Raw genomic sequence first — 14,898 nt, 5'->3', positions numbered from 1 at the left:
TTATGATTTGAGCAAGAGTACTGCAAACATGTTGCAAGTTGGATGAAATAGGTGTAGCACCACATCGCTTTCAAGCTACGGTAATGAAGTCCGCCTAAACAAAATTTTTTATCTCTTTACAATTATTTATGATCATTTAGTTCATTTTTGTCGTTTTGGGGAAGAACCAATTTTTTAATCTAGATTTTCAATTATATTATTGTCCTTTAGTTCAGCTTTATGAATCATATAACTACCTACCTTTTGCATTTAATTTATCATGATAAAGACAAAGATCGATTATGTCTATATTTCTATATAGGCTTTTTCGCCACCTGGGATCTTAAATTTATTTACATTATATTCTCTAATTATATATGCTTTTATCGCTTCAAAATCTTTACTAAAAGCAAGAGATGGATTTTTTAAGAAGTATATTATTTCTTCATCATCATAAATTCGGGCTTTAATTATTTCTTTGCCACAGTGAAATGATAAATCGACTCCTTTGTAAAAATATTCGTAGTATCCCTCTTCATCCTGCTCACTCTTATCTTCAAAAGGAACAGATTCAATATAATATATATTCCCATTTACATTTATTGATTTCATACAGCATTACTCCCTTTTCAAGAATATCCATAAGAAATTAAATAGTCTCTATCTATTATACAAAAAATAGGGAATTCACTTTTAGAATTTATAAAAAATATATAGGATTAAATTAAAATCTTTATATTATTTTTCATATTACTTTATTATCTCTGTACAATTGTGTAATGTCTCACAGAAGTAGACATATTGCAATGAGTTGCAGTGAAGGGGAATATCTCTTGAGAATATAAAATAATCGCTGAATTAGGGTTAACGATTCGCTTATCGAAATTAAACAACCTTAATATTTCTTTACGGGATCCCACCAGCTTATCTAATATCGGTATCCTGGCTTTTAAAAAATGATAGGAGTTAAACACATGTATTGGAAAAAAGATAGAGCTTTTCCACCAATGAAGTTCCAATTAGGTGAAAAAGTATTGTTTAAATTCGGAAATAAGATGCTCATTGGAACAATTGACATTAGAGATATTGGCGGTTCGATTGAACACGACTATCATTCTTATGATATTCTTGTCAAAGAAGAAAACATGCTATACAAACACATTCCAGAGCGTGATGTTTTCAAACGTACATATTCGGAAAATTTCCACTAGGACAATGGATACTATAAACGAAGAATGCGAAATTAAAGTAATTGATGAGTTTTTAACTAAGTATAGGGGGTCCCATCAAGGGGTACCGACGTCAAAACACGGATATTATACGCTAAGATATTTTTGGAAGTAAAAACCCTAATACAAGAACACAATTATTTACGACGCCTTCTCTTTGCTTTTTTTCGCTGATTTGTTTGACTATATTTTTTTATATGAGTGTTTTTGCCCCTATTATAATTAGGTAACTTTAATATAAGAACAGAAATCGCAGAAAAAATGCAAAATATAAACATTGCAATCAACCAAAGGTTAATGTCATAGTCATATAGCTTACTAAAATACTTTTTTTCATGAGTAATATAGCTTACATTACTGTCAATGGTTTCGAGGGTGTAGGGAATAACCCAAAAAGAACCAATTAACATAACAAATGTTCCAAGTATGAAACTGAGTATATGTTTTATCATGTTCTGTTCTCCTTTAAGTATGTTTAATTGATACGTTCATATAGTATATATGGTTTTGCTACAAAGTTTGTATTTATTTGAAGGAGTGATATAAATTTCTATTGGAATCTATATTTAAAAATGGTTTTTCACCACAACAGAAGAAAGCTAAGGTGAATAAATACATCAAAACTAGAAAATTAGTATCTCTAGAAGAAAAGGTACAGTTTTTTCTGGAGTTGAATAATTTTAAAAGCGTAGAAAGATTAAATTTCTACGCTTGTTCTTCTTAATGGGGTGCGACCTATATATAGAAGGTTTCTTCAATATATATGAAGTTTATTTTTAATTTTTTAGAATATTTATATTGTTCGGCATCTGCATATGTATTATTATAAATAATGGTATATTAGTTAATTTTTGATATTCATTCTATTCAATCTCTAAAAAAATGATTCTTGGAGGCGTTGTTGTGCGTAAAAAATGGAAACTTGGGCTAATGAGTACACTTCTAGCCTGTACAACCTTTACATCTGTCGCTTTTGCCGCAGAAAAACCAGTTGATCAACCAAAGTGGGAGGAATGGTTACATGAGCATGCAAAAAGATTACATGAACCCACTTCCCAAACAACAGAAGATTTATCATTTCTTAAAGAGGTGGTAAAAGACAAGCGTATTGTTGTACTTGGCGAGAGTACACATGGTGCGAAAGAAATTAATCAATCCAAAATACGAATGATTAAGTACTTACATGAGGAAATGAGATATGATGTGATTGCATTTGAATCAGGGTTGGCGGAAGCATCAGCTGTTCAGCAAAATTTTGACCGCTTAACCGCTACGGAAGCAATGAAGCAATCGTTAGAAGGTGTATGGCAAACAGAGGAAATTGAACAATTGTTTATCTATATGAAAGAACAAAAAGAAAAAGGAACGCCACTCACATTAGCTGGATTTGATATAAATCTGTTTTATGATTCACCCTTTTATCCCTATGCAAAAGAATGGTTGCAAAAACTAAGCCCTGAAGTGGCATCTGAATTTGATACAGCAGTAACAGAGTTGATTAGACTAGATAAGTATTACTATAATTTAAAGGGTACCTATCCCTATGATCAATATAAAAGAGACATACAGCCTGTAATCAACAAATTTGAAAGCGTAAGAACGTTTATTCAAAATCATAAAGCAGAATTGACTCAGGTTGCACATCATTCTACGTATGATGTGAATTTCCTTGAAAAATCAATTAGTATACGAATTGATGCGATAAAAACGCATTTAGATGCCGATATGAAAGCTAGAGGCGGTATCCTCTCGCCTACCCTTACAGACTACTCTTTTTATATCCGAGATCAAAAAATGGCACAAAACTTAGCATGGCTTACTGAAATGGAGTATAAAAACAAAAAAATCATTGTATGGGGGCATAATTATCATATTCGAAAACAAAATTCGAAAATGTTATTAGATTTTATGAAGGTACAACAATACAATTATGTAGCCCCAAATATGATGGATTACCTTCCGCAGCGCATCAAAAACCAAATGTACACGATTGGCGTATTTGCCTATAGTGGAAGCAGTTGGGGTTCTAACAATAAAGATATTATTACTGTACATAACGAACACGAAGAACAAAGTGTTGAAAAAATAATCAGCACGGTGGGAAGCCCCAACGTGTTTGTTAGCCTAAAGGAAGAAAGTAATCGACCAGAAACGTCATGGATGTTTACTCCTACTGCGTCAAGTTATTGGGGCGACAAAGAACAAGAAGAAATCATGGTTCCGACAGAACAATATGATGGCATTCTTTGGTTAGAAAAGACGACGCCTTCTTTACTGAAATAAATAAAAGAGCATCCTTACTATATAAGGATGCTCTTTTTCTCATCATGATTGCACATAAACAACATTCGATTGGATGCATTCAAATACTAACGATCAAACAATATATTCATTATAGGGGGAGCGCCACATCACTATCAGAATAAGAAATCATGATAAATAAAAAACTAGAGTTAGCTTCTTATAGGAAATTATTTGATTTAATCTGACTATATTTCAATAGAAAATTTGGTATAATTTAGGTAAAACTATATTTCTATCAAAGGAGATTAATAATGAATGGTTTAAAGAAAGTATTTTCTTTAATTTTTAATAGTAAAAAGAAAGAAATTAAGAATAACGATCATAAAGAAGTAGCCTCAAAAGTAATGAATTATTTCATTGAACTAGAACATTTTAATTTTATGAATTGTGATAAAGAATCATTAAGCCTTATTAATTTTAAAAATTATTTTCATAGAGAACCTAACCTTGAGTACTTTGATTTTATAAGGCCCAATGGTTCACCTCAAAATTATATGCAAATGTTTCTACAAAAAAAGGGAGAAAGTGCAAAAGGTAAGTATTTAATGGATGCAAAAGCATCGTTATTCTATTTACCTGTTGCAAAAGAAGAAGTGCTAAGATACTTTTCTAATGAATTTGACAAGAAAATAAGCTTTACTGATTTTCAAGGATTCCCTAATAGTTTTCTTATTCATATTCAATTAGATCATATGCTAAAGCCAATAAAGGATACAACATTAGAATCCAGTGTGGTAGTTAGTCCTATAATTAAGTATTTTCTTCGCCCTGGAAAAAGTTTAAAAGATTTAGAGATGGATTTAATAAGTGCAATAACATCAGTAATTGAAAGTGAAAATTATAGTAAAATCAGTAATGATTTAGAATTTACTGAGTCTGAAGAACACGTAGAATTGGCTAAGAGTATAAAGTTTATACATGTTAGATATAAAAACTGGTTAGAACTTTCTCGAAACATTCAAAGCACATTGAAATCATACATAAAACATAGCCACTTCGATAAAGAAGGAGTTTTTCGATTTTCTAGTGATAAGGATTATGAGAAGAATATTCGACTTACATACAAAGAGTATGTTGGAGTAAATAGTTTCTATATTGAAGATTTGGAGAAAGTAAAGCATAACATTAAGTATGAAAAGATAGGTAAAGCATTAAAAACATATTTAGCCTTAGATAACTGGGAAACATTAAAAAATTCAGGAGAAAGAGTAGACTTTTTTAATAATGAGAGTATTAGCGAGATAAAAAGAATTTTACGAAATATCCCAATTACGAGATGGCCTTCAGGTTTTCCGCTAGGACTAATGCAGCAGGTAGCTTTAAATCTTATTATTGCAAATTCAAAGGAAAAAGAGGGTTTTATTTTTTCTGTAAACGGTCCTCCCGGTACTGGTAAAACTACATTGTTAAAAGATGTATTTGCAAATATTATTTTTGAAAAAGTAAAGTTTTTAAAGGAAACACAGGATTTATTTACAAAAATACAATTTTCTGAGGGACAAGAGGATTATTATTATTCTTTTCATTCAAAACTTAAAGAATATCGTATTTTAGTTACATCAAATAATAATGCTGCTGTTGAAAATATAAGTATGGATTTGCCTAAAGATGAGGATTTATTGAAAAATAATTACAAGTTTTTAGGATTTAGCAAGGATGAAAGTTGCTGGGGTAAAATATCAGCCGCAATGGGGAAATCAGCAAATATAAAACAATATTTTCAAAATATTTCAGATGAGCTTAATGATCTGTGTAATGTACATGAAAATGCTGAGTATTCCTTTGATAGTTTAGAAAAACAGATATCAAGTATGATTAAAACCGCACAAGTAATCGATGACTTTGATGATATAGATGCTGAAAAATGGCAATCATCAAAAAAACAATTTGTTAATATTGATGGTGATAATGAAGAATATCGTATAAATTGTGTTCGGAGTAGGCTATTCAAAACAATGATGGATGAGTATTGTACTTTCTTAATTAAAAACCAGGACAAAATAGAAAAAAATTTAACTTTAGCAAAGGCCTATTTTTTAGGAGGGAAAGAAAAAGTAAATCTTGATTCTCAAATTAATGAAAGGCAAAGGGAAGACTTCATCCAAGCGATGTTTGATACCATATTCCTACTTACACCTATAATTTCTTCAACATTTGCTTCTGTTTCAAGATTTTTAAGGGATTTGAAAACGGAAGATATTGGTTGGTTGTTTATTGATGAGGCAGGTCAAGCTACACCACAATCTGCAATTGGAGCCATTTGGCGTTCTAGAAATGTTGTGGTGGTAGGTGATCCATTACAAATACCTCCGGTTGTAACGTTGACTGATGATCAGCTCAAATTAATAGCAAATGAAAGTGCTGGAATTACGAGTGAAAGCTCATTTTTCTATCATTTAACTAGAAGTGAAGTAAGTGTACAAGAATTTGCTGATCTTAATAACAAATTTGGCGGAACAATGAGTGATTCCAAAAATAACACAAAGTGGTTGGGGTCACCGCTTCGTGTTCATAGACGTTGTGAGAGCCCTATGTTTGAGATATGTAATAAAACAACATATCAAGACAAAATGTTACACGCGACTAAGACCAAAAATATGGTACAGGACCCAATGTACATGAGTCAATGGTTGAATATAGAAGGAAGAACTACTGGCTCAGGAAATCACTTTATTCCTGATCAAGGAAAAAAAGCAATTGAGATTGCCAATAAGTTTACGCAAGATAATCCAGGGGAAGATTGCTACATTATTTCACCTTTTGTAAGTGTTGTTCAAAAGTTAAAACAGTTAAACAAAAATTCAGTAGAAAACAAAAAAATAGAGATCGGAACGGTTCATACTTTCCAAGGAAAAGAAGCTCCATTAGTTATTTTAGTTTTGGGAGTAGATGATCAGCGAACAGGACCGTTAGATTGGGCATCCAGTACTCCAAATCTATTAAACGTTGCAGCAAGCAGAGCAAAAAAATATTTTGTTGTAATTGGTAATTCAGATACTTGGGGAAAAAAGGAATATTTTGATACAGCTTTTAAATATTTATCGATAGAAACTGTAAAGATAGAATAAGGGCGTTATCTAATTTTATTTTTAACATAGTAGGGGTACCGCCACATCGCTATCAAGCTAAGAAAAACAAATACCCCCAGAACGAAATTTTGTGCTAACTTTTAACAGAAAAGCTCATTTTTTCGTTTTGGGGTGAATCTATTTTCTTAAGTTGATGGGCATGTGGTACTACCCCATACCCATCAAGCTAAGCTTATATAGGTTTAATTTCACGTTAGATTTTTTCTTTTTTCTAAAGAGCCAATGTAAGTTCTTTAAAGATTCGCATACCAAATAAACCCTATCGGGTTTCATTTTTTTTGTATTACGCTACATGATTGTGAAATATAGAAAAGTTGTATACAACGACTAAGATATCGAAGACTGTTTTTTTCTCATACCTATGGGATTTCCGCCCATTTTTATGCAAGAGATTGAACAGACGAAGTAGTACCTTTGATATATCTTGGGTGCTTTTTTGTAGAGCTTGGTAAAAAAGTAAAAAATAATCTTTGATAATATAGATCGCTTTATATTCACTAAGCTCTCGTTTCTTCTTGATGAGGAGTAATTGGCGCATTTGAAACATGGTGGAGGAACAAAGAAGGATACTTATTAATTGTCCGTATAAGTGACATTCTAGTCGTTCTAATTTTACAGAATTACAGTTATGAATACGAAAAAACGATTTCCATGTTTTAAAGATAAGTTCAATTTGCCATCGTAAGGAGTAAAAATCGTATACTTGTTCCTTTGGTAGATATTCCAAAGGAATATTTGAAATGTAAAAGTTAATTGCACTTAGCCGCTTGCTACGTTCTTTATAGGTGATTTGTTTCTTATGTTCTTTAGACGCTAAATCTTTTTGCCTACGTTTCATTTGTGTTTCAGTTAATTTATATAGGATAAGTCTTGCAGGAAGTTTTTGATACATTCCGATATAAATCTCAGGAATCTCATATGTTTTACCAGACTTTAATTGGTCAATAAATTGCTCCATATCTAGTTGAATGTACTCAGAATGCTTTTTTATTGTTCCATTGTGAAAGTATTCAGGTTCCCTATTCTTTTGATATATACGAGTATTGAGCTTTAATCGTGAAATAAAATAAGCATTACACTCGCTTATAGTATGTAGATCTTTTAAGTCGAAGTATCCTAAATCACGTATACATACATCGTGTGGTTGAAGGGACGTTAGGCAAGTGGATCCATAAGTTTTATCATTGTGTTTTCCCGATCCTACATGAACATGTAGAAACTGACCACTTAGTAAATCGTACTCTAATTGAATTTTCACACCAGCACTTTGACCACTACCTCCTGAACCTTGATATGTAGAAGCAAATTTATCTGGAACCTGAAAATGTGTAGAATCCAATACACGAATCCGACGAAAATAGTTTGTATACGATGTTGGAATTTGGCTAGATAAACAAAATTTTTGATGGAGTAAAGAAGCTAATATTTGTTGTAACAACTGTACAGCTTGGGAATTAAAGCGTTGATTGAGTCCTTCTGGACTCATAGAAATACCTGTGTTAACTTCTAATCGACTACATAGTTGTGTTAATGAAGTATTTGCTATGTTTTCGCTTAACCAAACACATAAAGCTACTAAATCTTGCGCACGATATTTACTTTTTCGTTGAACAAACCCTATATCTCTAGCTAATTTCTCTAGAGCATGCGGTGACATATATCGTTGCAACTCTTTAGAAAATAATTCTAGTTCATCAAAAATCGATAAGTTCATATCAAAAACGCCATCCTTTCCTATGATTCTACAGAAAGAATAGCGTATTTTTAAATTTTAGGGAAATTTTGTTTTGCTAACTTAATATCGATGCAGCAGCCCCCTATAGAAGGACACTTTAAATGTTCTTCTTATTTTTTAGTAACATATTTAATTCTTTAGCATCTTTTTTTGTGTTTAAAAATGATATTAACCAAGAAAATGCATATATCAAAACTATACTTTCAAGAAAATCAGCAGTTGGGAATATTTCTATCCAATGGTTATATGTAGATATAAGAAAGACAACTATAATCATCATGAGAAAATGGATTACTAAGGCGAACAAATAGCTGATTCTTTCAATATCAAAAATGAATGTGAAAATGCCTGCGCAAGCTGAGATTATAAGAACACTTATAATCTCAGCCTGTGTAATAGGTATATTATTGTTTCTGGATAGTAAAACTATCATATATATAAATGAACCAGTTCCTAAACCTGTATACAGTCGATTTTTTAATTTCAATAAAGTCTTTCCCTTCGTATTTTTTATGATTTTAAGATAAAATTATTTAATTTTGATTGTATATAAAATGTGTAGAAGATTCCTCCAAAAAATAAACCTACAGATAGTCCGCTTATGGCAGAATAAATTATATTAAACGAAATATTATTATAAAATGATGAAGAAACTCCTAAAGTTACATTTAAGAGATATTTTACAAAGAAATTAAACAAGATAATTATTAATGGAAGATAACATTTCTTCCTGAAAGTAACCGTCTCTAGCTTGAAAAAAATTTGATATTTTGCATATAACAAATATCCAATTAAAATGCCTGGAAAAATGAAAATCGTATAGCTTATTAAACAATATCCTAAGTAAGAAAATTTAGTGATAATTTTATCCAAACCCCATATCATAAAAATCATGGGAACAAGGAACATTTTAGATAAATTAATTGGTCTTTCTTGAGAAATAGCAATACCTCTTTTTATTAAAATGAATAATAATACCCATACCCATAATGGAGTTCTTATAAATACTTCTTTAATCATAGTATACATTGTATATCCTCCTTTGTTTTTATTAATATTTACATCAAAGGAGATATAAAGAAATACTTTTAAACATAAGTGGTAAAAATCAATACATAAGTGGTTATTTGGAATGTTTTTTCAGCTGGTTTTTTAATGAAGAAACATATTTTCTTGACACAATTACTTTTTCTCCGTTTGAAAGTAGTGCTTCTAAATTTCCGTTTGCTTTAACGGAGAATTTATTTAAAAAATGAATATTGATAATTATGGTTTTTGAAATTCTAATGAAGTTATCTGGAAGTTCATGTTGTAATTTATATAAAGGACTTTTTATCTCGAATATATTTTCTTTTGTATAAACAAATATTTTCCTTTCAAGATATTCCAAATAAATAATAGTTGAACAAGAAATTTTTTCTTGTTCACTTTTGTGAGTAGAATTTACTATTAAATAGTTATCAGAACTATTCTCTAGTGTTGATACCATATCTAGAATAAAAGATGTTACTTTGTGAATGTAAAAGGTACAAGATTCTTCTTTAAGGTTTTCAATAATTTTAATGTTTGCTTTCATTTGCTACCCTATTTCCCTTTCTTTAAAATAGATTTTAATGTTAGTTTGAAACAAAGTTTAATCAAAGTCAAAATAGTATTTTATATGAATAGTATTAAAAAATCTATCAACATATTTCATCGCATCTTTTTTATAAACATCGTAACATTATTTTTAAAACACAACCTGCCATATTGCTATCAATTTAAGAAATGTATTCTTCTCTAAAATGAAAAATCGAGCTGAGCTCCTATGGACAACTATGAAAGGATGAAATTTTCATTTTGGGGATACTTCAGAAGTTTAGGTTGATGGGTATGGGGTCTCGCCACATCGCTATCAAGCTAAGCTTATGAAACGTCAATTATAGGCGAGATTGTTTCTTTTTTCTAAAGGACAAGTGTAGATTATTTAAAAATTCGCATACGAAATAAACCCTAACGGGTTTCACTTTTTTGAATTAAGCCGCTTGATTATCAGACATGGTACAATTGTAAACGACACCTAATATATCAAAGACCGTTTTTTTCTCATATCGATGAGATTTCCGCCCGTTTTGCTGTAGGAGATTGAATAGGCGAAGTAATACCTTTGATAGCTCTTGGGTGTCTTTTTGCATAGTTTGGAATAGAAGAAGAAAATAGTCTTTAATCATATAAATGGCTTTATACTCACTAAGCTCTCTTTTTTTCTTCATCAGGAGCAATTGGCGCATTTGAAACATGATAGAAGAACAGAGTAGAATGGCAATCAATTGACCATATAAATGGCACTCCAATCGTTCTGGTTTTATTTTTTTACAATGATGAATTTGAAAGAATGACTTCCATGTTTTAAATAAAATTTCGATTTGCCAACGCAAAGAATACCAGTCATGTACCTGTCCCATCGGTACAATATCTGTAGGGGTGTTTGTCATATACACATTTATACCACTGAGCCGTTTGCTGCGAGGAGAATACGTCACTCCTTTCTTTTTCTCTCGAACAGCTTGATCTTGTAGACGTTTCTTTTGTTGTTCTTCTGTAAGTCGATGAACAATAACACGAGTCTGTACTTTGTCACTCATCCCTACATAAGCATCTGTTATTTCATAGGTTTGTCCTGGCTGCATGGAATTCATCAATTTCTCCACATCTAATTGAATGTATTGCGTACCTTTCTTTATTCTTCCGTCTTGAAAGTAACCTGGATTGGGATTTTTTTGATAAATACGTGTATTGGATTTAATACGAGAGATATAGTAGGCTTTTTTATCGTGTATATGTTGAAGATCTTTAAGATGAAAGTAACCTAAATCTCGGATACACAAGTCATTCGCTTTCACAGTTGGGACACACAAAGAACCGTAGGTTCGATCATGTTGTTTACCTGGACCTGTATGAATATGTAGGAACTGTCCACCTAACAAATCATACTCAAGTTGAATTTTCATCCCAGCTGTATGGCTGCATCCTCCTGCACCTGGATAAACCGATGAAAATACATCCGGGAGTTGAAATGCAGTTGAATCTAAAATACGAATACGCTTGAAAACAGAAGTGTATGGAGAAGAAATCGGGATAGATGCGGCCAATTTTTTACTTAGTAGTTCGGCTAGTAGGTGTTGTAAAAGTAGGACGGCCGCCTTATTAAACCGTTGATTCAGACTGATGAGTACTTCTGTTGATGCTTCTAAACAGCTAGATAACTGAGCTAAAGAGGTTGTAGCGACATTTTGACTCATCCATATACATAAAGCGACTAAATCATTTGCTTGGTATTTACTGGTTCGTTGTACGAAACCAGTATCTCTAGCAAGATCCCGTAAGGTATTTGGAGATAAAAAGCTTTGAATCTCTTGAGCAAATAGTTGTAATTCTTCAGACACAGAAACAGACATAAAAACGCCATCCTTTCCTATGATTCTACAGAAAGGATAACGTCTTTTTAGTTTTATGGATAGTGCAAAACTTTAGCTTTATTGTAACTTTGTAAAAAAGATTGATCGTTTAAAATAAAGATTGATAATTTGAAATAAAGTTTGATAAAAATTATCTCTTGAGTTATTCTTTGAGATGATTTTTTTATTGGACATTTATGTTAAAATTGATGTTTATCTTGTAAAAAACTGTACTTAAACTAACGAAGCAGTTTAGTTATAGAAGGATAATGGAAAAGAACATCATGTATTTGAAAATTTAACGAAGAGCCCATTGTAAGGGTTCTTTTTTGATTATAAAGGACAAATATCAAATTATGATATAACTCTAGACACATATATCACATCATGATATATTGTTCTTAGATAGATATATCACATTATGATATATCTTAAAAGGATATAGAAGGTGATGGATTGAAGAAAACGGAGCAATTAACGGATTCAATGTTTTATATTATGGCTGCTTTAATTAAACCAAGGCATGGTTACGCAATTATGAGCTTAATTGAAGAAACAACAAATGGTGCAATTACTATAGGACCTGCTTCAATGTACACGATTATAAAAAAGTTATTAAAACAAGAGTGGATTTATTTGTATGATGGGTCGGATTCAAGGCGTAAAACATATCTGCTTACTGACAAGGGCAGAGAAGTATTAGAAGAAGATGTGAAGATAAGAAAACTGATGATTAAATTAGCAGAAACTGGATTGAAGGAGGGTGAAGAATGAGACAAACAAAGTATATTATGTCAGGTGGGTTAGCTTTTTCTGAGGATAAGGATATGGAAAAATTACGCCGATTTTCTTTGAAGGGATGGCATGTCAGTGATTTTAAGTTTATGGGATATACGCTAAAAAAAGGGGAAAGCTCAGATTATATCTACAGTGTAGATTATCGTTCATTAAAAGAGGATGAAGAAGACGAATACTTTGACTTTTTTTCATCTTCTGGATGGTCGCATATTGCCTCAGAAGGAGATATTCATTTATTTCGAGCACAACCTAATACAAAACCAATTTATAGTGACCGTGACACATCCGTTGAAAAGTATGAAAATTCAGCCCGTTCTATGAATTATTTTGCCATTCCGTTCGTTTTAATAACAGTACTCGCATGGGTTGTGGCAATAATAAGCTCGGGTACATTACAATCAATACTATTTACAATAGCAGTTATTTTCACAGTCATTGCCATTCCAACAGCTATGACTGTAATCGCAACATACAATAACAAATGGAAGGTAAAAGAAAAAAACAGATTAGTTAATCTTTTGAAAACTATATCAGTTCTTATCTTCTTAATAGCTGTTTTTATATTGTTGTATGTCGATGGCAGTGCAATTAACATTCTTGCGTCTATGATCATTGGAGCAATAGCACTTCCAACTGCTATTTGGGCTATCATGTCTCTTTATCATAAAATGGGGGAGAGAAAGCTTAAGGAATCGAATAATAAAGTTTAGGCATTGTTATTGAGCTAACAGAGGCTTTAGTTGAATAAGGCTCATTTAATTGATCAAACTTTTTTATAAAATCTAATACTCAGTTAGAAAGATTAACTCCATTTTGATCAATCTTTTTTCAAAATGGAGTTTTTGCATTTGCTGATAAATAAAGGTTGAAGGGGATTTTTTAATCAATCTTTATTCTAAAGCTACATTTATAGCAGTACTTTATATAGCCGTTTAATAATTGATTCTGTTATTTAACTATGTTTACATGACCTTCGTTATCGGTAATAAAAAGAATCTTTCAGTAAGGATCCTTTTTATTTCATCACTATTATTTAATTTTATTTATTAAACAAGGAATTTATTGAAACGAATCTTTAAGCTCAGTTGAATTAGAATAGAATTTTGCTTTTGATGGTTGAACACTGCAAATAAATAGTATGATAGATATCAAAAACATTAAAAATGCTCCTGAAACTACAACAAATCGTATAGATATAAGCTCTGAAAAAACACCAAAGATTACAGTAACTGTAATAATTAAAAAAGCCTCAATAAACCCGTAAATACTGACAACTCTGCCCATCACATCAACAGGTATATTGTTTTGATAAAATGTGTAAAAACCGGTATTAGAAAAGGCAGTAGCAAATGATAAAACAAAAACCCCTACAGATGCTATAAAAAAGGTATTAGAAGCTGTAAAAATCATATAACCTACTGCAGTTATTAAGGAACCCATACCCATAAGCCATGAGATAGGTATTTTTTCATTAATTATTGCATTAGATAAAGAACCTACCAATACTCCTGCTCCAGCGATGCTGACTAAAATTCCATATTCACCTTCAGATAAAGAAAGTATCCTAGTTGCAAAAGCAGCTTCCAACGAATCTGTAGCTGTCATCATGACTACCATCGCACTAAATAAAAGATATATTATCATGACATATAGAAACTTACGGCTAAATCCAATAACAAGCTTCCAATCATCTATTAATAACCTAAGAGATAATTTTGTTGTATCTGATGTTTTTTCTAACTGTGCAGAGGATTCAACATTAGGCATTCCTACTGTAATTAATGCAGATAAAAATAAAGCTCCAGCATTGATATAAATAGCCATATTAGGTGTACCAATTGTAAACATCATTCCCGCTATTGCTGGTCCAGTCAAAAATGCTCCGGAATCAAGTAGGCTACGTAAAGAGTTGAAACGTTTTCTTTGTCCTATTGGTATTAACTTTGTAATATAAGTTACCGATGTTGAGTGGTACATAGAGCTCGCTATTGTAATAAGAAAGACCATAGCATATATAAGCCCTAAAGAAGAGAAGAAAGGTAATAATGCAATTAGCACAGTCTGAAAGATACCTAGTGCTATCATGAGATATTTTTTATTTGAACGATCTACAAGACTTCCTGACCAAATATTAGTAAACAAAGTTGATAAAGCCCTAATAATATATAAACCAGAGACAGCAATTGCCGATTCTGTTATGTTAAGAACGATTAGGTTTAGAGCAATAAAGTAAACCCAACTTCCAACACTTGAAGCACCAATACTAAACAATAAGATAGATGGATACCGCCAAGTTTCCAATGTTTTTTTTAAAATCAATTGAATTC

The 14,898-nt window shown here is 31.5% G+C and carries 13 protein-coding genes; 5 read left to right on the top strand and 8 right to left on the bottom strand.

The window, feature by feature from the left end; genetic code table 11:
* Window positions 1-285: 285 nt before the first annotated feature.
* Window positions 286-591 carry a hypothetical protein gene (locus ABH957_RS27440; protein WP_061689707.1) on the bottom strand — a complete coding sequence of 102 codons (306 nt, stop codon included), beginning with the start codon at window positions 589-591 and terminating at the stop codon, window positions 286-288.
* Window positions 592-953: 362 nt separating this feature from the next.
* Here ABH957_RS27440 and ABH957_RS27435 point away from each other — a divergent pair, with 362 nt between their 5' ends.
* Window positions 954-1,190, top strand: coding sequence for a hypothetical protein (locus ABH957_RS27435; RefSeq protein ID WP_061689708.1), 237 nt, complete (start codon window positions 954-956; stop codon window positions 1,188-1,190).
* A gap of 155 nt (window positions 1,191-1,345) precedes the next feature.
* On the opposite strand, the gene ABH957_RS27430 is transcribed toward ABH957_RS27435, so the two are convergent.
* Window positions 1,346-1,660 (bottom strand): hypothetical protein, encoded by a 315-nt coding sequence (locus ABH957_RS27430; RefSeq protein WP_404449700.1) that lies wholly within the window; start codon window positions 1,658-1,660, stop codon window positions 1,346-1,348.
* Window positions 1,661-2,111: 451 nt separating this feature from the next.
* Here ABH957_RS27430 and ABH957_RS27425 point away from each other — a divergent pair, with 451 nt between their 5' ends.
* Together ABH957_RS27425 and ABH957_RS27420 are read left to right on the top strand one after the other, a co-directional pair.
* On the top strand, window positions 2,112-3,491 hold the full coding sequence (locus ABH957_RS27425) for an erythromycin esterase family protein (RefSeq protein WP_404512645.1): 1,380 nt from the start codon (window positions 2,112-2,114) through the stop codon (window positions 3,489-3,491).
* A gap of 272 nt (window positions 3,492-3,763) precedes the next feature.
* On the top strand, window positions 3,764-6,580 hold the full coding sequence (locus ABH957_RS27420) for an AAA domain-containing protein (RefSeq protein ID WP_404512643.1): 2,817 nt from the start codon (window positions 3,764-3,766) through the stop codon (window positions 6,578-6,580).
* A gap of 304 nt (window positions 6,581-6,884) precedes the next feature.
* Here the strand turns inward: ABH957_RS27420 and ABH957_RS27415 are convergent, their stop codons facing one another.
* The 5 genes from ABH957_RS27415 to ABH957_RS27395 all read right to left on the bottom strand — a co-directional run bounded on the left by ABH957_RS27415 (window position 6,885) and on the right by ABH957_RS27395 (window position 11,773).
* Window positions 6,885-8,315: an IS4 family transposase gene (locus tag ABH957_RS27415; protein WP_404512641.1), complete on the bottom strand. Its 1,431-nt coding sequence runs from the start codon at window positions 8,313-8,315 to the stop codon at window positions 6,885-6,887.
* 118 nt (window positions 8,316-8,433) lie between these two features.
* Window positions 8,434-8,823 (bottom strand): DUF3021 domain-containing protein, encoded by a 390-nt coding sequence (locus ABH957_RS27410; protein ID WP_078213562.1) that lies wholly within the window; start codon window positions 8,821-8,823, stop codon window positions 8,434-8,436.
* A gap of 23 nt (window positions 8,824-8,846) precedes the next feature.
* Window positions 8,847-9,365 (bottom strand): hypothetical protein, encoded by a 519-nt coding sequence (locus ABH957_RS27405; RefSeq protein ID WP_404512639.1) that lies wholly within the window; start codon window positions 9,363-9,365, stop codon window positions 8,847-8,849.
* A 94-nt stretch (window positions 9,366-9,459) separates the two neighbouring features.
* Window positions 9,460-9,912 (bottom strand): LytTR family DNA-binding domain-containing protein, encoded by a 453-nt coding sequence (locus ABH957_RS27400; RefSeq protein ID WP_002139694.1) that lies wholly within the window; start codon window positions 9,910-9,912, stop codon window positions 9,460-9,462.
* Between the two features lie 439 nt (window positions 9,913-10,351).
* On the bottom strand, window positions 10,352-11,773 hold the full coding sequence (locus ABH957_RS27395) for an IS4 family transposase (protein ID WP_197219333.1): 1,422 nt from the start codon (window positions 11,771-11,773) through the stop codon (window positions 10,352-10,354).
* A gap of 456 nt (window positions 11,774-12,229) precedes the next feature.
* On the opposite strand from ABH957_RS27395, the gene ABH957_RS27390 reads away from it, so the two are divergent.
* Window positions 12,230-12,547 (top strand): PadR family transcriptional regulator, encoded by a 318-nt coding sequence (locus ABH957_RS27390; protein ID WP_046956610.1) that lies wholly within the window; start codon window positions 12,230-12,232, stop codon window positions 12,545-12,547.
* Window positions 12,544-13,281, top strand: a complete 738-nt coding sequence (locus tag ABH957_RS27385; RefSeq protein WP_078213559.1) for a DUF2812 domain-containing protein — start codon at window positions 12,544-12,546, stop codon at window positions 13,279-13,281. The genes ABH957_RS27390 and ABH957_RS27385 overlap by 4 nt, the downstream gene beginning before the upstream one ends.
* 349 nt (window positions 13,282-13,630) lie before the next feature.
* On the opposite strand, the gene ABH957_RS27380 is transcribed toward ABH957_RS27385, so the two are convergent.
* Window positions 13,631-14,890, bottom strand: coding sequence for an MFS transporter (locus tag ABH957_RS27380; RefSeq protein WP_404512637.1), 1,260 nt, complete (start codon window positions 14,888-14,890; stop codon window positions 13,631-13,633).
* Between the last annotated feature and the right edge of the window lie 8 nt (window positions 14,891-14,898).

Source organism: Bacillus sp. RC242, assembly GCF_044908245.1.
In the GTDB taxonomy this organism is placed as follows: domain Bacteria; phylum Bacillota; class Bacilli; order Bacillales; family Bacillaceae_G; genus Bacillus_A; species Bacillus_A mycoides.
This window is presented reverse-complemented; position numbering and strand designations above follow the sequence as displayed.